This window comes from Arthrobacter terricola (assembly GCF_004354015.1).
Classification (GTDB): Bacteria; Actinomycetota; Actinomycetes; order Actinomycetales; family Micrococcaceae; genus Arthrobacter; species Arthrobacter terricola.
Genome location: NZ_SMRU01000010.1, coordinates 138,069 through 161,280, shown reverse-complemented (window position 1 = coordinate 161,280; position 23,212 = coordinate 138,069). Strand labels below are relative to the sequence as shown.

The 23,212-nt window shown below is 64.9% G+C and carries 25 protein-coding genes and 1 riboswitch; of the genes, 16 read left to right on the top strand and 9 right to left on the bottom strand.

Annotation, left to right across the window (positions count from 1 at the left end; genetic code table 11):
* From E1809_RS10495 to alr, 5 genes are all read right to left on the bottom strand, one after another.
* A partial coding sequence (locus tag E1809_RS10495) for a helix-turn-helix domain-containing protein (RefSeq protein WP_133204173.1) occupies positions 1 to 244 on the bottom strand: 244 nt, incomplete at its 3' end.
* 128 nt (positions 245 to 372) lie between these two features.
* On the bottom strand, positions 373 to 1,608 hold the full coding sequence (locus tag E1809_RS10490) for an MFS transporter (RefSeq protein ID WP_133204172.1): 1,236 nt from the start codon (positions 1,606 to 1,608) through the stop codon (positions 373 to 375).
* A 23-nt stretch (positions 1,609 to 1,631) separates the two neighbouring features.
* Positions 1,632 to 2,009, bottom strand: coding sequence for a VOC family protein (locus tag E1809_RS10485; RefSeq protein ID WP_133204171.1), 378 nt, complete (start codon positions 2,007 to 2,009; stop codon positions 1,632 to 1,634).
* Positions 2,010 to 2,061: 52 nt separating this feature from the next.
* On the bottom strand, positions 2,062 to 3,675 hold the full coding sequence (locus E1809_RS10480; protein ID WP_133204170.1) for a PucR family transcriptional regulator: 1,614 nt from the start codon (positions 3,673 to 3,675) through the stop codon (positions 2,062 to 2,064).
* Positions 3,665 to 4,888, bottom strand: coding sequence for an alanine racemase (alr, locus tag E1809_RS10475; RefSeq protein WP_133204169.1), 1,224 nt, complete (start codon positions 4,886 to 4,888; stop codon positions 3,665 to 3,667). The genes E1809_RS10480 and alr overlap by 11 nt, the downstream gene beginning before the upstream one ends.
* Positions 4,889 to 5,091: 203 nt before the next feature.
* Here alr and E1809_RS10470 point away from each other — a divergent pair, with 203 nt between their 5' ends.
* A complete protein-coding gene (locus tag E1809_RS10470; RefSeq protein ID WP_235835545.1) occupies positions 5,092 to 6,522 on the top strand; it encodes an amino acid permease in 1,431 nt (476 codons plus the stop codon).
* Entirely contained in the window at positions 6,519 to 8,234 is a 1,716-nt protein-coding gene (locus E1809_RS10465) for a flavin monoamine oxidase family protein (RefSeq protein WP_205754156.1), read from the top strand. Before E1809_RS10470 ends, E1809_RS10465 begins: the two co-directional genes overlap by 4 nt.
* Positions 8,235 to 8,247: 13 nt before the next feature.
* On the opposite strand, the gene E1809_RS10460 is transcribed toward E1809_RS10465, so the two are convergent.
* From E1809_RS10460 to purU, 3 genes are read right to left on the bottom strand one after another with little or no spacing between them, the layout of a single operon-like run.
* Complete coding sequence (locus E1809_RS10460; RefSeq protein WP_133204168.1) at positions 8,248 to 8,769, bottom strand: gamma carbonic anhydrase family protein; 522 nt, start codon at positions 8,767 to 8,769, stop codon at positions 8,248 to 8,250.
* A gap of 40 nt (positions 8,770 to 8,809) precedes the next feature.
* Positions 8,810 to 9,379 carry a class I SAM-dependent methyltransferase gene (locus tag E1809_RS10455; RefSeq protein ID WP_133204167.1) on the bottom strand — a complete coding sequence of 190 codons (570 nt, stop codon included), beginning with the start codon at positions 9,377 to 9,379 and terminating at the stop codon, positions 8,810 to 8,812.
* 27 nt (positions 9,380 to 9,406) lie between these two features.
* Positions 9,407 to 10,267: a formyltetrahydrofolate deformylase gene (gene purU / locus E1809_RS10450; protein WP_133204166.1), complete on the bottom strand. Its 861-nt coding sequence runs from the start codon at positions 10,265 to 10,267 to the stop codon at positions 9,407 to 9,409.
* Positions 10,268 to 10,302: 35 nt separating this feature from the next.
* Positions 10,303 to 10,388: riboswitch (ZMP/ZTP riboswitch) on the top strand.
* Between the two features lie 106 nt (positions 10,389 to 10,494).
* On the opposite strand from purU, the gene glyA reads away from it, so the two are divergent.
* The 13 genes from glyA (at position 10,495) to E1809_RS10385 (ending at position 22,329) form a co-directional block, all read left to right on the top strand.
* Complete coding sequence (glyA, locus tag E1809_RS10445) at positions 10,495 to 11,793, top strand: serine hydroxymethyltransferase (protein ID WP_133204165.1); 1,299 nt, start codon at positions 10,495 to 10,497, stop codon at positions 11,791 to 11,793.
* A gap of 129 nt (positions 11,794 to 11,922) precedes the next feature.
* Positions 11,923 to 12,819 (top strand): bifunctional methylenetetrahydrofolate dehydrogenase/methenyltetrahydrofolate cyclohydrolase, encoded by an 897-nt coding sequence (locus E1809_RS10440; protein WP_133204164.1) that lies wholly within the window; start codon positions 11,923 to 11,925, stop codon positions 12,817 to 12,819.
* 99 nt (positions 12,820 to 12,918) lie between these two features.
* Positions 12,919 to 14,043, top strand: coding sequence for a sensor histidine kinase (locus E1809_RS10435; RefSeq protein WP_133204163.1), 1,125 nt, complete (start codon positions 12,919 to 12,921; stop codon positions 14,041 to 14,043).
* A complete protein-coding gene (locus E1809_RS10430) occupies positions 14,040 to 14,705 on the top strand; it encodes a response regulator transcription factor (protein WP_133204162.1) in 666 nt (221 codons plus the stop codon). The genes E1809_RS10435 and E1809_RS10430 overlap by 4 nt, the downstream gene beginning before the upstream one ends.
* 134 nt (positions 14,706 to 14,839) lie before the next feature.
* Positions 14,840 to 15,136: an SHOCT domain-containing protein gene (locus E1809_RS10425; RefSeq protein WP_133204160.1), complete on the top strand. Its 297-nt coding sequence runs from the start codon at positions 14,840 to 14,842 to the stop codon at positions 15,134 to 15,136.
* A 131-nt stretch (positions 15,137 to 15,267) separates the two neighbouring features.
* Positions 15,268 to 16,197: an ABC transporter ATP-binding protein gene (locus tag E1809_RS10420; protein ID WP_133204159.1), complete on the top strand. Its 930-nt coding sequence runs from the start codon at positions 15,268 to 15,270 to the stop codon at positions 16,195 to 16,197.
* A gap of 21 nt (positions 16,198 to 16,218) precedes the next feature.
* A complete protein-coding gene (locus E1809_RS10415) occupies positions 16,219 to 17,073 on the top strand; it encodes an ABC transporter permease (RefSeq protein WP_205754155.1) in 855 nt (284 codons plus the stop codon).
* Positions 17,070 to 17,915, top strand: coding sequence for an ABC transporter permease (locus E1809_RS10410; protein WP_133204158.1), 846 nt, complete (start codon positions 17,070 to 17,072; stop codon positions 17,913 to 17,915). The genes E1809_RS10415 and E1809_RS10410 overlap by 4 nt, the downstream gene beginning before the upstream one ends.
* 67 nt (positions 17,916 to 17,982) lie before the next feature.
* Entirely contained in the window at positions 17,983 to 18,555 is a 573-nt protein-coding gene (locus E1809_RS10405; RefSeq protein ID WP_133204157.1) for a hypothetical protein, read from the top strand.
* A 10-nt stretch (positions 18,556 to 18,565) separates the two neighbouring features.
* Positions 18,566 to 19,399 carry an exodeoxyribonuclease III gene (locus E1809_RS10400; RefSeq protein ID WP_133204156.1) on the top strand — a complete coding sequence of 278 codons (834 nt, stop codon included), beginning with the start codon at positions 18,566 to 18,568 and terminating at the stop codon, positions 19,397 to 19,399.
* 19 nt (positions 19,400 to 19,418) lie between these two features.
* The gene (gene trpS, locus E1809_RS10395; protein WP_133204155.1) at positions 19,419 to 20,510 is read left to right on the top strand and encodes a tryptophan--tRNA ligase; all 1,092 of its coding nucleotides are present in this window, start codon (positions 19,419 to 19,421) and stop codon (positions 20,508 to 20,510) included.
* Between the two features lie 3 nt (positions 20,511 to 20,513).
* Positions 20,514 to 21,281 carry a 2'-5' RNA ligase family protein gene (locus tag E1809_RS10390; RefSeq protein ID WP_133204154.1) on the top strand — a complete coding sequence of 256 codons (768 nt, stop codon included), beginning with the start codon at positions 20,514 to 20,516 and terminating at the stop codon, positions 21,279 to 21,281.
* Positions 21,282 to 21,414: 133 nt separating this feature from the next.
* Complete coding sequence (locus tag E1809_RS10385; RefSeq protein ID WP_165962267.1) at positions 21,415 to 22,329, top strand: YihY/virulence factor BrkB family protein; 915 nt, start codon at positions 21,415 to 21,417, stop codon at positions 22,327 to 22,329.
* On the opposite strand, the gene E1809_RS10380 is transcribed toward E1809_RS10385, so the two are convergent.
* Positions 22,326 to 23,090 (bottom strand): alpha/beta hydrolase family protein, encoded by a 765-nt coding sequence (locus E1809_RS10380; RefSeq protein ID WP_133204152.1) that lies wholly within the window; start codon positions 23,088 to 23,090, stop codon positions 22,326 to 22,328. The two genes, E1809_RS10385 and E1809_RS10380, sit on opposite strands and share 4 nt — an antisense overlap.
* Between E1809_RS10380 and E1809_RS27720 the strand changes: the two genes are divergently transcribed.
* Entirely contained in the window at positions 23,077 to 23,211 is a 135-nt protein-coding gene (locus E1809_RS27720; protein WP_268908673.1) for a hypothetical protein, read from the top strand. The genes E1809_RS10380 and E1809_RS27720 overlap by 14 nt on opposite strands.
* The last annotated feature ends 1 nt before the right edge of the window (position 23,212 follow it).

Here is a 23,212-nt window from a genome sequence, read left to right as displayed (position 1 = left end):
GGTCCTGATCATGCAGCCCGGCAATCCCTGCGGACTCGTACCGGCTGCGCCACCCTATGACCGTCGTCCGTGTCGCCCCGACACGCTCGGCGATCACGGTGTTCGACAGCCCCTCCGCGGCCAGCAGCACGATCCGCGCCCGCTGGGCGAGTCCCGCCCGTCCCGCCGAGGACCTGGACAGACGATTCAACGCCTCAAAATCACCATCACGAAGACCCAGGGCAGCAGCAGGACGATTGGCCATAACCAATCCTCCCAAACACCCAAACGTCTAGCTATTAACGACACGCGACACTAGTTAAGGGTCGAGTTTTTGGCCTCAACACCTAGATAGATGCCCCAAAACACCTAGACGACCTTCCAAACGTGAGTTCAGTGCTGGTGAAGCCTACGCAGGACGAGGGTGAGGCTGGCGGAGGCCAGTACGTTGGCGGCGAGGATTACGATGATGGCCGCGACCGGGCTGATGCTGTAGGCGGCGCCGAGGATGCCGCCGGCGGCGAGGAGGCCGAGCCCGCGGACGAGGGCGAGCCAGCCGAAGGCGACCGGGCGGGAGTCGGAGGGGACAAGTTCTGTCACGACGGCTTTGACGGTGGAGTCCAGGACACCGTTGACGATGCCCCAGACGGCTGCGCCGGCCCAGACGAGGGCCACAGTGTTGGCGAAGGAGATCGCGGCGATGGCCGCGGCGGCGGGAACCGCGAGGAGGACGAGGGGACCGCGGCGGTCGTAGAGGCGTCCGACAATGAGGCCGCTGAGGCCGTCCACTGCCATGGCGACGGCGAACACGACCGGGACCAGGGCATCGCTGAGGAGGCCAGCGGTCTGGGCGTGGAAGGCCATGAGCGGGAAGGGCGCGACCCCGCACGACAGGACGGCCACGGCCGCGGTGTACTGCCAGAACCGTGCTGGCAGCTGCACGCGGGTTTCCTTCGCCTGTGGACTGTGGGTCCGTTCGCTGGTGGTGGCGGTTGGGGCGCCGTGTTCGTAGGCGGCCGGATTCGGTACGCGGGTCCTGAGCCAGAACAGCATGGCAAGGACTAGCACGCCCGGGACGGCGAGTATGCCGAACGCGAGCCTGTAGTCGCCTTCGTGCCAGGCCAGGACCGCGGCCAGGAGCAGGGGTCCGAGCATGGCACCGGTCTGGTCCAGGGCTTGGTGGACCCCGAACGCGGATCCGCGCCCGGTGCTGGTCGAGGCATGGGAGAGGAGGGTGTCCTTGGCCGGTGAGCGGACGGCTTTGCCGAGCCGTTCGGTGCCGTAGAGGAGCAAGGCCGGGGCGATGAGGCCGGTTGTTCCGATCAGGGGAACGCTCAGGACGGTGAGGGCGTAGCCGGTGATGGTCCAGGCCCAGTAATGCTGGGTGCGGCGGACGGCGAGGCCGGAGAGGACGCGGAGCCCGTAGCCGATGAACTCGCCGGCTCCGGCAACCAGGCCGACGACGGTGGCGCCCGCGCCCAGGGTGCCCAGGTACGGTCCGATGATGCTGCGGGCGCCTTCGTAGACCATGTCCGCGAGCAGGCTCACGATGCCGAAGGCGACAACAAAGGGCCAGGGGCGCAGCAGGGGCGGGCGTTCCTTAGGGGTGGCGGATTGGCCGTTGGGCATGTGGGGGAGCACCGACGTCCGGCCTAGGCCTCCAGCCGCTTGCGCAGCAGGCAGAACTCGTTCCCCTCCGGGTCGGCGAGGACGTGCCATGGTTCGTCGCCGGTTTGGCCGACGTCGGCAGGGCGGGCGCCGAGGGCGAGCAAACGTTCCAGCTCGGCGTCCTGGTCCCGATCGACTGGGTTGACATCGATGTGGAGGGGGAGCCTGCCGGTCCGCGGATTGGTGCTCGGGCTCAGGAAGATGGTGGGCTGCAGGCCTCCGAACCCGGCGTCGGACGGACCGATCTCGATCGCGCCCTGGTCCCGGTCGAGCTCTACGTAGCCGAGGACTCCGCACCAGAAGCGCGCGAGGAGCTCCGGGTCGGCGCAGTTGAGGACAAGTTCGCTGATGCGGGATGCCATGCAGCCCAGTGTACGGAGAAGCCAGCACCGACGTGGCCGACTCGCGGAAGCCTCAGGAAACCTCGGAAATCCCGGCCACTACGTCGTCGGCATACTGCAACGCGATCCAGAGTTCCGCGCGCACTTGGGCCTGGTTGAGGTCGGCTCCGAGAAGTTCGGCCACTAGTCCGATCTGGCGGCGGACGCTATTGCGGTGGAGTCCCAGCACCTTGGCGGACGCGTCCCAGCTCCCGTTCTCACTGAGCCAGCCACGGAGCACAGCGAGCAATGCATCGCGACGATCCGCCTCCAAGGAAAGCACGGGTTCGAGGAGCCTTGCCGCCAGCATGGTCCCGGCTTCGCGTCCCAGGAGGCCGGTGACCGACCACGTCACTTCGTCGACCCGGGCACTGCGGCCACTCGACTGGACACGCGACCGGAGCGACGTCACCCGCTGATGGGCTGCGGCAAGCCCGGTCAGCTCCGTGGGATCGCCGATGACCAGCCGCCAGCCGAGCTTTTCGACATCCGCCAACAACGCGTCGTCCACCTTGAGCCTGGTGATCGCCGCGAATCCGTAGTCCGTGATTTCCACGAGCTTGGTGTCGAAGAGGCGCCGCCACTGCAGGACCTCCCGCACCGGGCCGTCGTCGGCAGGCCAGTCAGGGGAGTCCACTTTGATGCCTTGGACCACGCGCAGGGGAGCGGATCGCGTCGAAGAAAGGCTTTGGGCCAGGAGGTCCTTAAGCCCGTTGATGTGCCGGGTCCCGCCGCTCGCGAGGGTTTCAGGATGCAGGAGGAGGGCCGTGGCCAGTTGGCTCGGCGCGAGCGAGCCGCTGGTCCGTTGTCGCACCAGCAACTCGAGGAGGCCCACCACCGACTGGACCACGATGTTCTGCGCCGGAGCCAGCGCGGTGTCCGACCCCAGGACCAGTGCGCCGAGGTTCGCATCCTTGGTGCTTCGCAGCGGGTGGCCGAAGACCATCGCCGAGCCGGGCTGCTCAAAACCGTCCATCTCAACCCGCGGACCCCTCCCGGAAAGGAGCCGTTCCAACATCGGTTCCAGCAGTGAGTGCTCGACGCCGCTGCTGCCGCCGGCTGCGTGGGCGCGCGCACGGACGCGCCCGTCCGCCCCGATGAGCAGCGCCCAGACCGGAACTTTCTGGACGAGCGCGGCAAGGAGTTCGTGTTCCGGGCGCGGCGACAGGACGGCCCGCATCAGTTGGCGGTTGGTCTCCGCGAGTTGGCGGAACACCCTTGCGTTGTCCGATTCCAGGAGCTGGGAGAACTCAAGGCCGATCGCTGCGAACGGGATCGATTCCGGGATGCCGATCAAGGTGAGCTCGTGCCGCCGGCACGCGGCAACGAGTTCCGGCGGAACGGCGTCGAAATACGGCTTGATTCCAAAGCCCAAGGCGGCCACCTTGGCCCCCACCAGCCGCTTGACGTAAGCATCCACCCTGGCCGGCGTTCCGCCGTCGCCCAGGAAGGGGAGCCCGGCAGTCAGCAGGAACTCCCCTTCCGGGAGATAGGGGGTGGGGTCGTCCAGTTCGCTTGGTTCCACCCAGCGCAGCAGTTCTCCGCCGCTGCCGCCGTCGTGGAGCATGTCCAGTTCCGGCGGCAGTTGCGTGAGGAACTGATCGAGGGTGACGAAGCTCAAGCGCCCTGGACTCGGCTCAGTGGACATGGCTCGGGGCCTCCTCCTGGTAGTCGGGGCACTCGTACGCGCTGCTTTGGTAGACGCGTGGCAGGCGGGGCGCGATCCGACTAATGATCTCGTCACCGTGGCTGCCGATCGCCGCGCCCCAATCGTCGGCGCTCGCCGCTCCGCTGGCCGGATCCCCGAACAGGACTGCGATATCTCCGACGTCGATTCCGGCGGCGTCCGGCCCGAGGTCCACCATGAATTGGTCCATGCACACCTTTCCGATCACGGGGACTTTCCGTCCGGCGATCTGGACCAGGCTCCGTCCGCTGATGCCTTTCGGAATACCGTCCGCGTAGCCGAGCGGAATGAGGCCCAGGTATCGCGGTTCGTGGGTAATGGCTTGGTGTTCGTAGCTGACGCCGGTTCCGGCGGGGACCTTCTTGACCATGACAAGAGGCGCCGTGACCGTCAGCGCCGGGCGGAGCCCGAAGTCCGCCGGGTTCAGGTGGTCCGCGGGAGCGAGCCCGTAGATTGCCAGGCCGGCCCGGACCATGTCGAAGTGGAACTCGGGCCGGTCCAGGATATTGGCCGAGCTTGAAACATGCCGCAATTGTGGCTCGAGGCCGGCGGCATGGGCTTCACGTACCGCGTCCTCGAATTCGGCGACGGCGGCGGCGTTGCCCGGGTGGGCGGGAACATCGGCCCACGCCAAATGGGTCCAGATGCCGCGGACCTTCAGCGTTCCGTCCTTTTCGGCCGCGCGGGCCTTGGCTACCAGCCCTGCCCAATCCTCCTTGCGAGCGCCGCCGCGGCTCAGCCCGCTGTCCAGTTCCAAGTGCACGACGGCGGGCCTGCCCACGTGCCTCGCGATACCGGCCAGCACCTCAAGTTGACGGACGCTCCCAAGCGACACATCGACGTCGTGCTCGAGCGCTTCCCGAATGGTCGCGCTCGTCTGGGATGCCAGATATAGCCACGACAGGACCGGGACTGTGATACCCGCCCGCCGCAAGGCAACGGCTTCGCTCAACTGTGCGGTGCCGAGCCAGTCCGCGCCTGCTTCGAGGGCTGTGCGGGCAACGTCGATCAGGCCGCGGCCGTAGCCGTTTCCCTTGACGACGGCCATGAAATGCGGGGCGTCGGTGCGCTTCCTGAGGGCTTTGATGTTGTCTGAAATCGCAGACAGGTCAACGTTGACCTGTCCCGAAAGCGCCGCTTCGGGCGCTGTTTCAAATGGTGCAATACGTCTCATGGATGAACACTATAGGTCATTTTGCACACTTTGAGAGATGGCTCACAGGCTTACGGTGGACAGGGGAAACCGAAAACTACTCTGAAGGGACGTCAACGGTGACTGTGCCTACTTCCACCCGAACCGAAGCAACACGTGACACCCGGGCTATCAGCCGTCCGGGGCTCGGAGCCCAATTGCTGCGGCGCAAACCGATCGGACAAATGGTCAGCGAATCCGGCAGCGGCGAAGGCGGTACTCCGCTGGTCCGCAGCTTCGGAGTCCTGCAGCTCACGATGATCAGCGTCGGCGCCACATTGGGCACCGGCATCCTGGTGATCCTGGGCGAATCCGTTCCCTTGGCCGGCCCGGCTGTGTGGATCTCGTTCGTCGTGGCCGGCCTCGCGGCACTGCTGTCCGCGGTCTCCTACGCCGAGATGGCCGGCTTGGTGCCCGTCTCCGGTTCGAGCTACTCGTACTCCTACGCGACCATGGGCGAAGGCATGGCCTGGATCTGCGGCTGGTGCCTCGTCCTCGAATACGCGGTGTCCGTGGCCGCGGTGGCAGTCGGCGCGGGGCAGTACGTCAACGAAACCCTCGCTGCCTTCGGCCAGGTCCTGCCGGACGCGATGTCGCAACCGCCCGGCAGCGGCGGCGTCGTCAACATCCCGGCCATGGTCATCGTGGTCCTCGCCATGATCCTGCTGGTGCGCGGAGCCCGCGAGAGCGCTTGGATCAATACAGCGATCGTCACCGTCAAGATCGTCATCCTGCTGTTCTTCTGCGCAGTGGCCTTCACGGCTTTCAACGCCGGAAACTTCGATCCCCTCATGCCGATGGGCGCCGCCGGAGTCTCGGCAGCCGCATCACGGGTGTTCTTCTCGTACATCGGCTTCGACGCCGCCTCCACGGCCGGCGAAGAAGCACGCAACCCGAAGCGCGACCTTCCCCGGGCCATCCTGCTGTCCATGGTGATCGTCACCAGCATTTACGTCCTGGTTGCCGTCGCGGCCATCGGTGCCCGTCCCTGGGGCTGGTTCGGCGGCACGGAAGCTGCCCTCGTCCAGATCCTCGAAGAGACCACCCACCAGCCGTGGATTGCGCTCGTCTTCTCGGTGGGAGCAGTGCTCGCCATCGCCAGCATCGTATTGACTGTGCTGTACGGCCAGACCCGCATCCTGATGTCCATGTCCCGTGACGGACTCGTGCCCCGGGTCTTCGGTCGCGTCTCCCGCCGGACCGGCACTCCCGTTGCCGGAACGCTCATCGTGGGCACCGTCGTCGCACTCACCGCGGGCTTGGTCCCGCTCGGTGCGCTCGCCGACGCCACCAGCATCGGCACCCTCTTCGCCTTCGCACTCGTCAACGTCGCCGTCATTTACCTCCGGCGCAACCAACCGGCCCTCAAGCGGAGCTTCCGCGTGCCGCTGTACCCGGCCGCGCCAATCCTCGGCACGCTCATGTGTGCCTACCTCATGGCCAACCTCGGCGCCGACACCTGGGTGGTGTTCGGCGGCTGGATGCTCGTGGGGATCGCCCTGTACTTCGGCTATGGACGCCGGAATTCCAAAGTAGCGGCCCTGACAGAACAGGAATACCGTGAACTATCCGCAAGGGTCCCCGACCCGGAAACTGTGAAGGCAGAACTTTCATGACCATCGCCACCGAATTGCCCGCGGAACACACCCTCGACAGGGGAGCGGACCAGGCGACGCCGTCCGAGGCTCCCATCACTATGCTGAACCCGGACTTCCCGTTCAGCTACGACCACTACCTGGCCCACCCGGACGGCCTGGCCGTGGTCCCGCCGGAACTGTACGGAACCGAAGTCGCCGTCATCGGCGCCGGCCTTTCGGGACTCGTCACGGCCTATGAGCTGATGAAGCTCGGCCTTCGCCCGGTTGTCTACGAAGCGGACCAGATCGGCGGGCGGCTGCGCACTGCGAGCTTCCCCTCCGCGCCCGGAGTCGTCGCGGACCTTGGCGGCATGCGCTTCCCGGTTTCGGGTAAGGCTTTCTACCACTATGTGGACCTCCTCGGGCTCGACACCCGGGAATTTCCGAACCCGCTCGCACCGGCAACGTCGAGCACCGTGATCGAACTGGCAGGAGAGAAGCACTACGCGGCCACCGCCGCCGAGTTGCCTGAGTTCTTCCACGAAGTCGCAGCAGCGTGGAAAGCCGCGGTCAACGACGGCGCAGCGTTCCAGGAAATGCAAGAAGCCATCCGGGCCCGCGACACCGCCCGAATCAAGCAATTGTGGAACGAACTGCTCCCCAAGCTGGACGAACAGACCTTCTACGGCTTCATCGCGGCCAGCGAGTCCTTCAAGAAAGCCGGCTTCGCGCATCGCGAAGCATTCGGGCAGGTCGGTTTCGGCACCGGTGGCTGGGACACCGACTTCCCCAACTCCATCCTCGAAATCCTCCGCGTTGTCTACACCGACGCCGATGACCAGCACCGGCTCATCACCGGGGGAGCGCAGCGGCTACCGGAGGCACTCTGGAACCACGCGCCGTCGGGCATGGCTCACTGGCCCGAAGGCACCTCACTGGCATCCCTGCATTCCGGATCTCCGCGCGGAGCCGTGGACCGCATCCAGCGCGGGGCTGACGGCGACCTCCTGGTGCGTGAGCGCTGGGGCCGCGAGACCGGGTACCCGGCCGTCGTCACCACCTGCCAGTCCTGGTTGCTCTCAACCCGTATCCACACCGAGGAAGCGCTGTTCCCCGCCGAGCTGTGGACCGCGATCGAACGTTCGCACTACATGCAGTCCTCCAAGACGTTCGTCATGGTGGACCGGCCGTTCTGGAAGGACATCGACCCCGAAACGGGACGCGAAGTGCTGTCCATGACGCTGACGGACCGGCTCAACCGGGCAACGTACCTGCTCGACGACGGCCCTGACAAACCGGCCGTCATCCTGCTTTCCTACACGTGGAACGACGACGCCTTGAAGTGGCTCGCACTCAGCGCCGAAGAACGCGTCAAGCTCATGTTGCACTCGCTCGAACAGATCTACCCCGGCGTGGACATCGCGAGCCACATCATCGGCCAACCGATCACGGTGTCCTGGGAAGCCGATCCCAACTTCATGGGTGCCTTCAAAGCCAACCTGCCCGGGCACTACCGCTACCAACAGCGCCTGTTCACCCACTTCAAGCAGGACAGGCTCCCCGAGGGCCAGCGCGGCATCTTCCTCGCCGGCGACGACGTCTCCTTCACCGCCGGCTGGGCGGAAGGGGCAGTCACCACGGGACTCAACGCCGTCTGGGGCGTCGTGAACCACCTCGGCGGATCGTCGGTCCCGGGCAACCCCGGCCCCGGCGAACTATTGGACGAGTTGGGGCCGATCATCCTGGACTGAGGTTCTCCTGACGCTACCCCGCGTGCATTTCCCGGTGCGCCGCGGCGAGTTCGCGGTAGTGTGCGGCGTTGCGCTTGACGCCGTCGAACTCTTCCTCGCTCAGCTCGCGGCGCACCTTGGCGGGCACCCCGGCCACGAGCGAGCGCGGCGGAATCACGGTGCCTTCAAGCACGACGGCGCCTGCCGCCACGAGCGAGCCCGTACCGATCACGGCGCCGTTCAGGATGGTCGCGCTCATGCCGATGAGGCAGTCGTCCTCCACCGTGCAGCCGTGCACGACGGCTGAGTGCCCGACGCTGACGCGCTCGCCTACGGTGCACGGGAACCCGGGATCGGCGTGGAGGACCACGTTGTCCTGCAGGTTCGAGCCGGCACCGACGCTGATCGCCGCGGTGTCGGCCCGGACGGACACGCCGTAGAACGCGCTGGCGCCTTCGCCGAGCGTGGCCTTGCCGATGATGGACGCCGTCGGCGCCACGAAGGCTGAGTCATGGATGACCGGAGTGTCCCCGGCAAAAGTGTGAATGGGAGCCATGGGGCAAGCCTAAAACACGCGTAGGGCAGATGACCGCAGGTCAGCCATTGTCTGGCGTCCGCAGGACCAGGAACTGATAATGCCGGTTTCCCGCTCCCGTCTCCTCGGGCCAGGTTTCAAAGTGTTCCACTACGCCGTGTTCGCCAAAAATCCGCCGTACGGTGTCGTCGCTGCGGAGGCTGAAGAACCTCCGCGGCTCGTCCAGGTCATCCGGGTTAAGCACTTCTTCATCGTCACCGGACCAGAGCCCGACGGCGATCGCCGCACCTGGTGCGGTGACCCGCACAAGTTCCCTGACGACGTCGTGGATCCCGCTGTTGGGGACATGAAGTAGCGTGCTCATGGTCCACGCAGCCGGAAACGCGTCGTCGGGAAACGGCAGGTCCCGGCCGCTCGCCACTGTGGCGTCAAGCCGCTTGGCCCGGGCCTCATAGATGCTTTCCTCGGAGAGGTCGACGCCGGTATAGTGCAGGCCCGCGCGAACGAATTCCACGCCCTCGATGCCCGTGCCGCAACCCAGCTCGAACAACGCATGGCGGTGTTCCTCCTTGAGGAGGCGGATGAACCATTCACGGCACCGCACGCGGTGCGTCCCTGGAATGCCTTCCATTGGCCCAGCGTAGTTTGGCAGGCCTGCCTAGTTGAAGACCACCGTGCGGGTGCCATCCAACAGGACGCGATGCTCAGCGTGCCATTGCACTGCCTTCGCGAGGGTCCTGCCTTCGACATCGCGGCCCATCTGCACGAACTGCTCGGCCGTGCGGGCATGGTCCACCCGAATGACTTCCTGCTCGATGATGGGACCCTCATCCAGATCGGCCGTGACGTAGTGCGCCGTGGCGCCAATGATCTTCACGCCGCGCGCATGTGCCTGGTGGTACGGCTTGGCGCCCTTGAAGGAGGGCAGGAAGGAATGGTGGATGTTGATGGCCTTGCCGCTGAGTTCGGTGCAGAGATCGTTGGACAGGACCTGCATGTAGCGTGCCAACACGGTCAATTCGACGCCGTGCTCACGGATCAGCTCGAGGAGTTTCCCTTCGGCCTGGGGCTTCGTGTCCGCAGTGACCGGGATGTGGTGGAAGGGGATGCCGTAGAAGTCGGCGAGGCCTTCCAAGTCCCTGTGGTTGGACACAATGGCCGGAACCTCGATGGGCAGGGTGCCGGAGCGTTGCTGGAAAAGGAGGTCGTTGAGGCAGTGTCCGTCCTTCGAGCCGAGGATCAGCGTGCGCACTTTCCCGGCCACGGGGTTGATTTCCCAGGTCATTCCGAATGCTTGCGCCACGGGTGCCAATGCTCCCCGCAGCTCTTCTTGGCTCGACGACGTCGTGGCTTCCACCCGCATGAAGAAGTTCCCGGTGCTCGGGCTGCCGTACTGCTGGGAATCGGCGATGTTGCAACCCGCTTCCAACAGGGCGCCCGCGACGGCGTGCACAATTCCGGGCCGGTCCGGGCAGGACAGGGTTACAACATAAGACGTAGGCAGGGTGGAATCAGTCACACGCCAAGCCTACCGTTGCCGACCTGCTGTACTGTTTAAGTCGTCGCGACTGGCGTTGGGTGGTGTACCACCAGGGAGCGGCACTGATGAAGACCACGGATCGTACGCCTGGGCCGAGGGTCACGTTTTACCGATGCTGTGCCATGCCTCGTAACCAAAGGGCATGGAAAAAACCCAGCCGGTAGCCTGACCTGTAGAAATACCCGTTGCCTATCCAGGAGATCTTCGTGACTACAACCACCATCACCTCCGCGACCATCAGCAACCAGCCGCTGTCCGAACTCGACCCCGAGATCGCAGCGGTTCTGGAACAGGAACTCGGCCGCCAGCGCGGCACCCTGGAAATGATCGCCTCCGAGAACTTCGCACCCCGCGCCGTCATGGAAGCGCAGGGCTCCGTCCTCACGAACAAGTACGCCGAAGGCTACCCGGGCAAGCGCTACTACGGTGGCTGTGAATACGTGGACGTTGCCGAGCAGTTGGCCATCGACCGGGTCAAGGCACTCTTCGGCGCCGAATACGCCAACGTCCAGCCGCACTCCGGCGCGCAGGCGAACGCCGCAGCCCTCTCCGCCCTCATCAACCCGGGCGACAAGATCCTCGGCCTGTCCCTGGCCCACGGTGGCCACCTGACCCACGGCATGAAGCTGAACTTCTCCGGCAAGCTGTACAAGGTCGCCGCGTACCAGGTCGAAGAAGACACCTTCCGCGTGGACATGGACAAGCTCCGCGAGCAGGCCATCGCTGAGAAGCCCCAGGTCATCATCGCCGGTTGGTCCGCCTACCCGCGCCACCTCGACTTCGCCGCCTTCCGCTCCATCGCCGACGAAGTCGGCGCACTGCTCTGGACCGACATGGCTCACTTCGCCGGACTCGTGGCAGCAGGCCTGCACCCGAGCCCGGTGCCGCACTCCGACGTCGTCACCTCCACGGTGCACAAGACGCTTTCAGGACCCCGCTCCGGCGTGATCCTGGCCAAGGAAGAGTGGGCCAAGAAGCTCAACTCCAACGTCTTCCCGGGCCAGCAGGGCGGCCCCCTCATGCACGTCATCGCTGCCAAGGCTGTCGCGTTCAAGATCGCAGCAGGCGAAGAGTTCAAAGAGCGCCAGGAGCGTGTCCTCGAAGGCGCCAAGATCATCGCTGACCGCCTCAACCAGGCCGACGTCGCCGAGGCCGGCGTCTCCGTCCTCACCGGCGGCACGGACGTGCACTTGGTCCTCGTTGACCTCCGCAACTCGCAGTTGGATGGCCAGCAGGCCGAAGACCTCCTGCACTCCGTTGGCATCACCGTGAACCGCAACGCCGTTCCGTTCGACCCCCGCCCGCCGATGGTCACCTCCGGCCTGCGTATCGGTACTCCGGCTCTCGCGACCCGTGGTTTCGGCGCTGCCGAGTTCACCGAGGTTGCCGAGATCATCGCCTCGGCGCTGAAGTCCGGTTCCGCTACCGACGTCGAAGCCCTCCAGGCCCGCGTCGACAAGCTTGCCGCCGACTTCCCGCTGTACCCGCAGCACGAGCAGTGGTAGGCCACAGGCCATAAGCACGTCCGGCCGGACCAACGTCCGGTCACTTCACTGGATCCGCCGCCGTCACCCGGCGGCGGATCCAGTCCCTTTCGCCGCCTCGCAGCTCACCCACGAGAAAGAACTGATGGAATGACAGCACAGTCCACCGCGCAGGTTCTTGACGGCAAGGCTACCGCCGCCGCCATCAAGTCCGAATTGACCGAACGCGTCTCCGCCCTGCGCGCCAAAGGAGTAACGCCCGGACTCGGTACGATCCTGGTCGGTTCCGATCCCGGAAGCACGTGGTACGTCGGCGGAAAGCACAAGGACTGCGCCGAGGTGGGAATCACGTCCATCCGCCGCGACCTGCCCGAGGACACCAGCCAGGAGGCCCTCCTCGAAGTGGTCCGCGAGCTTAACGAGAACCCGGAATGCACCGGATACATCGTCCAGTTGCCGTTGCCCAAGCACATTGACCAGGACGCGATCCTCGAGGCCATGGATCCGGAAAAGGATGCCGACGGCCTCCACCCGATGAACCTTGGCCGCTTGGTGGCGAACGTCGGCGGCGAGATGAAGTCTCCGCTGCCCTGTACGCCCAAAGGCTGTGTGGAGCTGCTGCGCCGACACGGAATCGAGCTCAAGGGCAAGCGTGTCCTCGTGGTTGGCCGCGGCGTCACCATCGGTCGTCCGATTGGCCTCCTGCTCACCCGCAAGGACGTCAATGCGACCGTTACCCTCGCCCACACCGGGACGGTGGACCTGCCCGCCGAACTCAAGCTGGCCGACGTCGTAATTGCCGCGGCCGGTGTGCCGCACATGATCAAGGCCGAAGACCTCAAGCCGGGCGCGATCGTACTCGACGTCGGTGTGAGCCGCGTCGACGACGGCAACGGCAAGGCTGTTGTCACCGGTGACGTGGATCCCGCGGTTGCCGGCGTCGCCTCGTGGCTGTCGCCCAACCCGGGTGGCGTCGGCCCGATGACGCGTGCCATGCTGCTCGCGAACGTGGTGGAAACGGCTGAACGCCAGGCCGGCATCGCCTAGGCTTCGAATTCACTGTGTAGGGCGCCTACTCCCGCGGGAGTAGGCGCCCTACACCGTTATACCGACGACGCCGCAGCCCGCCGCCGCTAGGCTCGGAGCATGCAGCGGCGTTTCCACGGTCCTCCGACGAGTTTCATCGTAATTGCGGTGGCGTTCGTCCAGATCATGGGAACGGTCTTCTCCGCGAGCCACCAGGCGGGCGCGAGACACCTGGATCCCTTGGCCTTCCTCCTGTTGCTGGCGGGACCGGCCGCCCTGGCCTTCCGCAAGGTCAGGCCCGTGGTCATGCTGCCGGCCACCCTGGCCGTTACAGCCCTCTACCTTTTCCTCGGCTACGCCTGGGGTCCGATTGCCCTCTCGCTCGCGTTGTCGATCATCCTGACCGCCGCCGCCGGCCTCCGTTGGCAAGCGTGGCTGGGGGCGGGCGTCGTTGCTGCCGCCGTCGTCCTCTGGTCCGTCCTCGCGGGCGACGAGGCCGGGATTGTGCGGTCCTCTGCCGTTGTCGCCTGGGCCGCGATCCTGGTGCTGATCGGCGAAGGATTCCGACGGCGGCGCGAACGGATCGCCGAATACCGCCGCCGGAGCGAGGCCGCCAAACAGGCCGAACGGGACGAATACCGGCTCACGCTGGCCCGGGACATCCACGACGTCGTGGCCCACTCCTTGTCCATGATCAACGTCCAGGCGTCCGTGGCCCTCCACTTGGGAACGAACGATCCCGAGAAGCTCCGCCCGGCGCTTGAAGCCATCAAGGCGGCGAGCAAGGATTCGCTGGCCGAAGTCCGGCAGCTTCTTGGCGTGCTTCGGGACGACGCTCCTCTGGCTCCCGCGGCCCCGCCGAGCCTGGCACGGATCGCCCAGCTCGTGGAGGATGCCCGGCGCAGCGGCTTGGACGTGCGTTTCGACGGCTTCGAAGAGTCTGTGCCCGTCGCAACGCCCCAGCAGGAAACGGCTTACCGCGTGGTCCAGGAAGCGCTCAGCAACGTGCGCAGGCACTCCGGTGCGGCGTCCGCCGTCGTACTCCTCCACCACGAGGGGAACGCGCTCAAGGTGAGGGTCGACGACGACGGGACAGGCATGCGAGGCGCGCCGCCGGGAAATGGCCTCAGGGGCATGCGCGAGCGCGTCGAGGCCCTCGGCGGAACCCTCGTCATTGTGCCGCTCGGTCCCGGTTTGCGCGTCGAGGCAAGCCTCCCGCTCAACCCCTCGGAAGGAGAGCCATGATCCGCCTGCTGCTCGCCGACGACCAGACCCTCATCCGCGCCGGATTCCGCGCCCTCCTGGACGCCGAACCTGACATGGAAGTAGTGGCCGAGGCCGGCACCGGCAAGGACGCCGTCCGCCTGGCAGAACGCGATGCACCGGACGTCATCCTGATGGACATCCGCATGCCGGACGGCGACGGGCTGGCCGCAACCCGCCAGATCCTCGCGAATCCCCGACTGGCCCACACGCGGATCATCATCCTGACCACATTCGAGCTGGACGAATACATCGCCGAAGCCGTCCGGGCCGGTGCCGCCGGATTCCTTGTCAAGGACACCGAACCGGAAGAACTGATCCGCGCCGTCCGGGTGGTGCACGACGGCGATGCCCTCCTCTCGCCGTCTGTGACGCGCCGCATCATGGCCCAGCTGGCCCTCCACAGCAAGGCTGCATTCCCGGCGGTACCGCTGGACCAGATCACCGAACGCGAGAGGGAAGTGCTGGCCTTGGTGGGCGAGGGATTGAACAATGCCGAGATCGCCGAGCGCTTGTTCATCACACCGCTGACGGCAAAGACACACGTTTCCCGCATCATGACCAAGCTCCTTGTCCGGGACCGGGCGCAATTGGTGGTCCTGGCCTATGAATCGGGCCTCGTCCGTCCCGGCTGGAGTAGCTAGCCCTGCGTCCGGGCCTCCCGCGGGAGTAGGCGGTGGCGGGCAAGAGACTCCCTGGGGCAGACGCCGCGATCCACCCCGAAAACCAGACTGGAACCAGGAGCCGAGATACGGCCTGTTGAGAGTTTGGACGAGACATGTTGACATCACTGAGCACCACCATCGCGGCCGCGGCAGCCCAATTGCCCGCCGACACTGTCGCCCACGGGAACGGCTTTGTCTTCTGGCCGTTCTTCCTCGTGTTCCCGCTGTTCTGGATCCTGGTCATCGGATTCTTCGTCTTCTTTGGACGCAGGATGTGGCGCCGGAACCGCAACTGGGCAGCCACCCAGGGCGCGGAAGGCGTGCTGCGGGAACGCTATGCGCGGGGCGAAATCGACGAAACCGAGTACCGCCAACGCCTCGAGGTGTTGCGAGCTCACACGGAGGCGTGAGTTTTTGCGGGATCGCGGGGTTTCTCCAGAAAATTGTGCAATGGCTCTTTCAGGTATTCCCGGGCTCAACTAGTGTGCTGTGGGTGCACAATGAAGCCACCCGCTCTTTCGCCACACCAAGCAGCTCCCAGATGAACCCAGCCGCAGTCATCACAGCCGAAAAACTCACCAAAACCTACGGTGACCTCACTGCCGTCGACGCCATCTCCTTCGAGGTTCCGGCGGGCGAGTCCTTCGGCCTGCTGGGTCCCAACGGCGCTGGCAAGTCGACCACCATGAAAATGATCGGCGGGGTGTCCCAGCGGACGTCCGGGAAGCTCAGCATCATGGGACTGGATCCCGAAACCCACGGTCCCGAAGTCCGCGCCCACCTGGGCGTTGTGCCCCAGCAGGACAACCTGGACGAGGAATTGAAAGTCCGGGAGAACCTGATTGTCTATGGCCGCTACTTCGGCTTGCCCTTGAGCTATTTGCGTCCCAAGGCCGATGAACTGCTGGAATTCGCCCAATTGAGCGACAAGGCCAAGTCCCGGGTCGATGCCCTCTCCGGCGGGATGAAACGCCGGCTGACGATCGCCCGCTCGCTGATCAACGAACCTAAGATCCTGCTCCTCGACGAGCCAACCACGGGGCTGGATCCGCAAGCCCGGCATATCCTGTGGGATCGTTTGTTCCGGCTCAAGGAGCAAGGAGTCACCCTCATCCTCACCACCCATTACATGGACGAAGCGGAACAGCTCTGCGACCGCCTGATCGTGGTGGACAAAGGCAAGATCATGGCCGAAGGTTCACCTTCCAGCCTCATCCGCGAATATTCCACGCGCGAAGTCCTGGAGTTGCGTTTCGGCTCGGAGCGCAACGCGACTATCGGGGCTGAACTCGGTGGCATCGGCGAACGAGTAGAGACCCTGCCTGACCGCGTGCTCATCTACGCGGACAACGGCGAATCGGCGCTTGAACAGGTTTCCGCGCGGCACCTGAGGCCATTGACCTCCCTGGTGCGGCGGTCCTCGCTGGAAGACGTCTTCCTGCGGCTGACCGGGCGGAGCCTTGTTGACTAGGGCCGGGGGTGAGGAGGGCCCATGACAGATAACCAGCTCCCGACGGCGGCAGGGACCTTGCGGGCACACGCGCCGGAGGTGTCGGCCGGCCGGGCGCGACGATGGGGATCGTTCTACTATGCCGAACAGGTCCTGCGGGTGATGCGTGGCTACGGCTGGTCTGTTTTCCTCTACAGCGTGGGCCAGCCCGTGGCATACCTCTTCGCGATGGGGATCGGCCTCGCGAGCCTCGTGGATGCGAACAACCTGGCGGCATTCGGCGGGGTGAACTACCTGACGTTCATCGCTCCCGCGTTGTTGGTTTCGTCCGCGGTCATGACGGCGTCGGGAGACTTCTCCTACCCGATCATGGATGGCTTCAAATGGCGCAGGGTTTTCTATGGTCCACACGCCTCGCCGCTCGTCCCGCAACAAATCGCCGCTGGCCACATCATGGCGAGCGCCTTGAAGTTCCTGCTCCAATCGGCCGTCTACTTCGCCATCGTGGCCATGTTCGGAGCATCGCCGAGTCCGTGGGGATGGGTGTCGGCAATAGTGGCCACAGTGGCGGGGCTGTCCTTTGGATTGCCGCTCATGGCCTATGCCTCAAGCATCACGAAGGACTCCGGCCAGTTCGCGCTGGTCCAAAGGTTCATCGTGGTGCCCCTGTTCCTGTTTTCGGGCACCTTCTTCCCCTTGGATTCGCTGCCGCTCGGGGTTCGCTGGATCGGTTGGATCTCCCCGGTGTGGCACGGCACGCAGCTGGGCCGCGTCTTCACCTACGGCTTGGAGGAAAGCCCGGTGCTCACCCTGGTCCACGTGGTTTTCCTCCTCGGAACGGCCGCCGCGGGGTGGACACTGACCCGGCGCCGGTTCGTCAGGAGGATGGGAGCATGAGCACCTTGTCTGAAGGGCAGGCCCAAGCCCGCAGTGCTACCGAGGCTGCGCGCGAACGTACCTTCGGCCCGCTGTACTCGCGCAATGCGCTGGCCGTGGTGGCCCGCGGGCTCATGGCGGCCAAGAGCAGCACGTGGCTGGTCCTGGTCTCGGGGTTCTTCGAACCGGTCCTGTATTTGGTCTCCATGGGCGTCGGCCTTGGACCGATCGTCGGCAACGTGGCCGGTCCCGGCGGGCAGCAAATCAGCTACGCGGCCTACATCGCGCCTGCCCTGCTGGCTGTATCCGCCATGAACGGCGCGATCTATGACTCCACCTGGAACGTCTTCTTCAAGATGAATTTCGCCAAGCTGTACCAAGGAATGCTGTACACCTCGCTGGGACCGCTCGATGTGGCGATCGGTGAGATCTTCCTCGCCCTGCTGCGCGGCCTTTTGTACGCGACAGGCTTCACGGCGGTCATGGCCGTCATGGGACTTGTCACTACGGTGTGGGCAATCCTCATCATTCCGGCGTCCGTGCTGATCGCCTTCGGCTTCGCGAGCTTCGGTATGGGGATCACCAGCTTCATGAAGACGTTCCAGCAAATGGACTGGATCAATTTCTTCCTGCTGCCGATGTTCTTGTTCAGTGCCACGTTCTACCCGCTTAGCGTCTACCCGCAGTACATTCAGTGGCTCATCCAGGCGTTGCCCTTGTGGCACGGGGTGGAGCTCCTCCGCCAGATCAGCATCGGCTCCTTCAGCGCGGCCACGGCCGTGCACGTGGCCTACTACCTCGTGATGATCGTCCTTGGAATCATGCTCACCACGGGGCGGCTGCGGAAGCTCTTCCTGAAATAGCGCAACCGGCTGTTCGCCCGGGGTGGAAGCGTCGGGACGGGCTCCGGGAGTTTGCGAGAATGGGTACATGCACTCTCTCGGCGACTCCACGTCATCTGTCAACTCGTCGGCTTCCGCGAGGAGCCCTTTCAAAGGCTTCCGGATCGGCGGCCTGGGCATGACTGTAGTGCTCATCGCATTCCTGGTCGCCGTGATCTTTGCGGCGAACAAGAACGACGTCGTTGGCTGGATCGTTGCCGTGGTGTCGTTTGGCTGGCTTGCGCTCGCGACCTTCGTGGTGTTCAGCATCCAGAAAGCCGCCAAGCGTGCGGGGGAGAAGCTCGACGAAGCGAGGAACGCGTTCAACGCGGCAACCGGCCGGGCGCCGTCGTCGTCGAGCGTGGACCACGGCGGCACGCGGGTGGTCGCCGAACGCAGCGAAGCGGATGAAATCCGCGACCTCAAACTCGACCACTCGTTCAAGATCGTGCAGGTCCAGATCCGCGTCGTGGAAGACGAACGCGCCAAGGGGGACTCCGCGGACCAGGACACCATCAACCGTGCATTGGAGACCATCGCCATCACCGCCAGCAACGCCCGGGACATGATCAAGTCATCCGGCGGAAACGACGAGCCCGTTTCGGGCACCATCATCGACTAGAGTAGGCGGGGTGAGTTCGGCATTGAAGAAGGATTTCCTTCGCATCGCAACCGTCAACGTCAACGGCATCCGTGCCGCCTACAAGAAGGGGATGGCCGAGTGGCTGGAGCCGCGCGACGTCGACATCCTGTGCTTGCAGGAAGTCCGTGCGCCTGACGACGTCGTCCAACAGCTGATCGGCGAGGGTTGGCACATCCTCCACGCCGAAGCCGAAGCGAAGGGCCGCGCCGGAGTGGCCATTGCCTCCCGCCAGGAACCGACCGCGACTCGCGTCGGCATCGGCGACGATTACTTTGCCACCACAGGACGCTGGGTCGAAGCCGATTACGCCGTGAAATCGGTCAACGGCTCGGATACCACCTTGACTGTGGTGAGCGCCTACGTGCATTCCGGTGAGGTGGACACACCCAAGCAAGTGGACAAGTACCGCTTCCTTGACGTGATGAGCACACGGCTTCCCGAACTCGCCAAGCACAGCGACCACGCGTTGGTGGTCGGCGACCTCAATGTGGGCCACACAGAGCTCGACATCAAGAATTGGAAGGGCAACACCAAGCGTGCTGGCTTCCTTCCTGAGGAGCGGGCTTACTTTGACCGCTTCTTCGGCGACGAGATCGGATGGAGGGATGTCCACAGGGGCCTGGCAGGAAATGTCGATGGCCCCTACACGTGGTGGTCTCAGCGCGGTAAGGCCTTTGATACAGATACAGGCTGGCGCATCGACTACCACATGGCTACTCCCGGACTCGCGGCTTCGGCATTCTCCGCTGTCGTCGACCGGGCGCCTTCGTGGGACACCCGCTTCTCCGACCACGCCCCGCTGGTAGTCGACTACCGGCTCTAAGCTCTCGAAAGTTGTCCTCATGACCAGTTCCCCCACGACTGAAACCGCCACGGCCCCAACCATGGCAACCTCCACCAAACTTGCCGCCGGCGCGAAACACCGCGTGTTGTCCGGCATGCAGCCCTCCGCCGACTCCCTGCACCTCGGCAATTACCTCGGTGCGCTGGTCAACTGGGTGCGCATGCAGGACGAATACGACGCCATTTTCTTCATCCCGGACCTGCACGCCATCACGGTTCCGCAGGACCCGGCCGAACTGGCCCGGCGCACGCGCGTCACCGCCGCGCAGTACATCGCCGGTGGCGTTGACATCAACAAGTGCACCCTGTTCGTCCAGTCCCAGGTTCCTGAACACGCGCAGCTTGCCTGGGTGCTGGGCTGCATCACGGGCTTCGGCGAGGCCTCGCGCATGATCCAGTTCAAGGACAAGTCCCTGCAACACGGCTCGGATCACGCCAGCGTCGGGCTCTTCACTTACCCCATCCTGCAGGCGGCCGATATCCTCCTGTACCAGCCGCATGGAGTGCCGGTGGGTGAAGACCAGCGGCAGCACATCGAACTCAGCCGCGATCTCGCCCAGCGTTTCAACAGCCGCTACGGCGAGACGTTCCAAGTACCGGAAGCCTTCATCCAGAAGGAATCGGCGAAGATCTACGATCTCCAGAACCCCACCGCCAAGATGTCCAAGTCCGCGGAATCACCCGCGGGCCTGATCAACCTGTTGGACGACCCCAAGGTCACCGCCAAGCGCATCAAGTCGGCGGTCACGGATACCGAAACGGAAATCCGATTCGACCGTGAGGCCAAGCCCGGTGTGTCCAACTTGCTGAGCATCTATTCGTCCATCAGTGGGCTGTCCGTGGACAAGATCGTCGCCGACTACCAAGGCAAGATGTACGGCCATTTGAAGGTGGACCTCGCGGAACTTGTTGCCAGCCATCTCGGGCCCATCAGGGACCGTGCCAATGAGCTGTTGGCGGATCCGGCCGAGTTGGACAGGCTCCTGGCCCACGGAGCGGACAAGGCCCGCGAAATCGCTTCGGCAACCCTGACCGATGTCTATGCCAAGGTTGGCTTCCTGCCTTACGGCGGACCACAAGGAATCCGCTAAGGCATGTGCGCTGCCGGCAAGCTCAGCGTCCAAGCCGGCTCCCGTTCAAGGGGAGCCGGCCAGGCCCCTGATTCCCGCCGGGGCGGAGCCGAGAGCCAGCCAGCCACTGCGGGCAGGACCCCGCAGGCGTGCAACGCAGCGCAGGCCGCTGACGAAAGCATGTGCGTGGGCATCATCCTCGGATTCCCGCCGGAAATAGCCCGGGAACTGCAGGAGTGGCGCGCTTCCTTCGGCGATCCCATGGCTGGGGTCATCCCCGCGCACATCACGCTGGTGACCACCACTCCGGCCCGCGATTGGGAAGCCGCGCGGAAGCACGTCCGTGACATAGCCCGACGCCAGGCGCCGTTCACCATCACCATTTCCGGCACGGGATCCTTCCGGCCCGTCTCGCCGGTGGTGTTCCTGAACGTCGAGGACGGCTTCGAAGAGTGCGTCGGCCTGCACGAACAACTGCAGAGCGGACCACTCGAACGGGAGCTCCCCTTCCCATACCATCCGCACGTGACGGTAGCGCACGACGTCGCCCCCGAGAGCCTCGACGAGGCCGAAACGGTCCTCAAGAACTACACCGCAACCTTCCCTGTGGTTAGCATGGGACTCTACGAGCATGACAGCAATGGCATCTGGCAGCTACGGGAAGAGCTGGACTTTGGCGGCGACACAGGGCAATCAGACACAAGGCAATCAGACACAAGGCAATCAGACACAGCACAATCAGTCACGGCGGAACGACCCTCGGCAAGCAGCGAAGCCACCCCTGCCGACTGATGGTGCGCAGCTGAGGCTGCAGCTCATCCAACGGCAGGTCGAATGGGGCAAGGCGCGCCGCTCGGGCAAGGGCGGTTCGAAGCTTCCCGCGTACATCAACCTTGCCCTCGCCCGGTTGAACTCATTCAGGCCGATGCGCGCCTTCAACCTCTATAACCTGCGCCACGGCCCGCTCATGAGCGCAGGCATCGGGTTCACGATGTTCTTCTCCGTCACCGGCCTGTTGACCACCGGATTTGCCATCACCGGGCTGGTCCTCAGCGGGGAACCGAAACTGGTGGACTCCATTGTCTCCAGCGTCGCCACTGTGGCTCCCGGCCTGCTGAAGGTCGACGGAGGCACCGGGCTAGTCGATCCCCACGAGTTGCTCAACCCTTCGGGGCTGGGGTGGACCGCGGTCATCGCCGCGGCTGTCACAGTATTTACGGCCTTGGGTTGGATTGCCGGCGTCCGGGAAGGCCTGCGGGGAGTTTTCGCCTTGGACGCGGTCCAGGAAAACCCCATCCTCACCAAGGCTTACGACGCCGGTACCCTCCTGCTGCTCGGCGTCGCCCTCGTCGGCAGCGCGGGTGCGTCCCTTGTGTTTGGCACGGCTGCCGGATGGATCATCGACCGCCTCGGCGTGCCCGACGCTGTTGGCGAACCCGTCACATGGCTGGTCCGGACCGCTGTGCCGCTCGTGCTGAACTGGGCTACGGCCGCCATCATGTTCCGTTTCGCCGGCCGCTTGAGGCTTGAGCGGCGGGCGTTCATTGAAGGCACAGTGCTTGCGGGAATCGGAACGACCGTCCTCCAGATTTTCAGCACGCAACTGCTGGCGAATGCCGGACGGAACCCCATCCTGGCGTCATTCGCGATCATCATCGGACTTCTGATCTGGTTCAACCTGGTGAGCCAGGTGTACCTGGTCACCGGGGCCTGGTCAGCCGTTCGCGAGGCGGATCAGCGCTCCGCCGCAACGCAACACAAGACCCTTGGCTCGCGGCCAGTCCAGCCGCGGCCGTTCACGAGCCGGCACACTTCCGACGGTTTGGGTACCTCGCACTAGCTGCCCAGGTATTGGTCCGCCCAGGCCGAGATTATCCTGGCCACCCGGGCGGCTTGTCCTTTGCCGGTCAACAGGTGGTCGCTGCCCTCGATCGAAACGAAGCTGCGGGGGTGCCTGGCCGTCTGGAAGATGGTGCTGGCGTTTTCGATCCCCACAGTGTTGTCCGTGGGGGAGTGGAGCACCATGAGCGGCTTGTGCAGGGTACGGATGCAATCGCTGAGGTCGGCGTTTTGGAGGTCCTCCACGAAGTGGCGGCGGATCTCAACACGCTTGCCACCAAGGTCCACCTCGGCGCTTCCTTCATTGAGGATCTTGTCCATCGCGGAATCGAAGACGTGCTCCACATGTTTGGGGGAGAAAGGAGCACCGACCGTTGCCACTGCGCGAAGGTCCGGTATGTTCCGTGCCGCGGCGAGGACGGCGGCTCCGCCGAAGGAATGCCCCACGAGCAGGGAAACCGTGCGTCCCTCGGCGCGCATGAACTCGGTAGCGCGGACGGTGTCGGCCACCTTGTGGCTGAACGAGCCCTGCGACCATTCGCCGCCCGAGCCGCCCAGGCCGACGTTGTCGAATCGAAGCATCCCGACTCCTTCCGAAGCCAGGCCTTTGCATATCCGAGACGCAGCGGGACTGTCCTTCCCCAGCGTGAAGCCGTGGGAGAAGACGCCCCAGCCGCGCACGGGGCCGTCAGGGACGTCCAGCATCCCGGAGAGCATTTCGCCCGTGGTGCCTTCGAAACTCACCTTCATGGATGTGGTCACTTACTCGCCTTCCACCGCACTGTTGCCTTCCACCGCACTGTTGCCTACCACCGCACGGTTGCCTGCCACCGCGCACGACGACGGCGCCCCCTTGGTGAGGGCGCCGTCGTCGTTGTTCTGAA

Coding starts and splice junctions, on each gene's coding strand:
- E1809_RS10490 (WP_133204172.1), bottom strand. CDS start 1,608: ATGCCCAACGGCCAATCCGCCACCCCTAAGGAACGCCCGCCCCTGCTG.
- E1809_RS10485 (WP_133204171.1), bottom strand. CDS start 2,009: ATGGCATCCCGCATCAGCGAACTTGTCCTCAACTGCGCCGACCCGGAG.
- E1809_RS10480 (WP_133204170.1), bottom strand. CDS start 3,675: ATGTCCACTGAGCCGAGTCCAGGGCGCTTGAGCTTCGTCACCCTCGAT.
- alr (WP_133204169.1), bottom strand. CDS start 4,888: ATGAGACGTATTGCACCATTTGAAACAGCGCCCGAAGCGGCGCTTTCG.
- E1809_RS10470 (WP_235835545.1), top strand. CDS start 5,092: ATGGTCAGCGAATCCGGCAGCGGCGAAGGCGGTACTCCGCTGGTCCGC.
- E1809_RS10465 (WP_205754156.1), top strand. CDS start 6,519: ATGACCATCGCCACCGAATTGCCCGCGGAACACACCCTCGACAGGGGA.
- E1809_RS10460 (WP_133204168.1), bottom strand. CDS start 8,769: ATGGCTCCCATTCACACTTTTGCCGGGGACACTCCGGTCATCCATGAC.
- E1809_RS10455 (WP_133204167.1), bottom strand. CDS start 9,379: ATGGAAGGCATTCCAGGGACGCACCGCGTGCGGTGCCGTGAATGGTTC.
- E1809_RS10440 (WP_133204164.1), top strand. CDS start 11,923: ATGACAGCACAGTCCACCGCGCAGGTTCTTGACGGCAAGGCTACCGCC.
- E1809_RS10435 (WP_133204163.1), top strand. CDS start 12,919: ATGCAGCGGCGTTTCCACGGTCCTCCGACGAGTTTCATCGTAATTGCG.
- E1809_RS10430 (WP_133204162.1), top strand. CDS start 14,040: ATGATCCGCCTGCTGCTCGCCGACGACCAGACCCTCATCCGCGCCGGA.
- E1809_RS10425 (WP_133204160.1), top strand. CDS start 14,840: ATGTTGACATCACTGAGCACCACCATCGCGGCCGCGGCAGCCCAATTG.
- E1809_RS10420 (WP_133204159.1), top strand. CDS start 15,268: ATGAACCCAGCCGCAGTCATCACAGCCGAAAAACTCACCAAAACCTAC.
- E1809_RS10415 (WP_205754155.1), top strand. CDS start 16,219: ATGACAGATAACCAGCTCCCGACGGCGGCAGGGACCTTGCGGGCACAC.
- E1809_RS10410 (WP_133204158.1), top strand. CDS start 17,070: ATGAGCACCTTGTCTGAAGGGCAGGCCCAAGCCCGCAGTGCTACCGAG.
- E1809_RS10405 (WP_133204157.1), top strand. CDS start 17,983: ATGCACTCTCTCGGCGACTCCACGTCATCTGTCAACTCGTCGGCTTCC.
- trpS (WP_133204155.1), top strand. CDS start 19,419: ATGACCAGTTCCCCCACGACTGAAACCGCCACGGCCCCAACCATGGCA.
- E1809_RS10390 (WP_133204154.1), top strand. CDS start 20,514: ATGTGCGCTGCCGGCAAGCTCAGCGTCCAAGCCGGCTCCCGTTCAAGG.
- E1809_RS10385 (WP_165962267.1), top strand. CDS start 21,415: ATGCGCGCCTTCAACCTCTATAACCTGCGCCACGGCCCGCTCATGAGC.
- E1809_RS27720 (WP_268908673.1), top strand. CDS start 23,077: ATGGATGTGGTCACTTACTCGCCTTCCACCGCACTGTTGCCTTCCACC.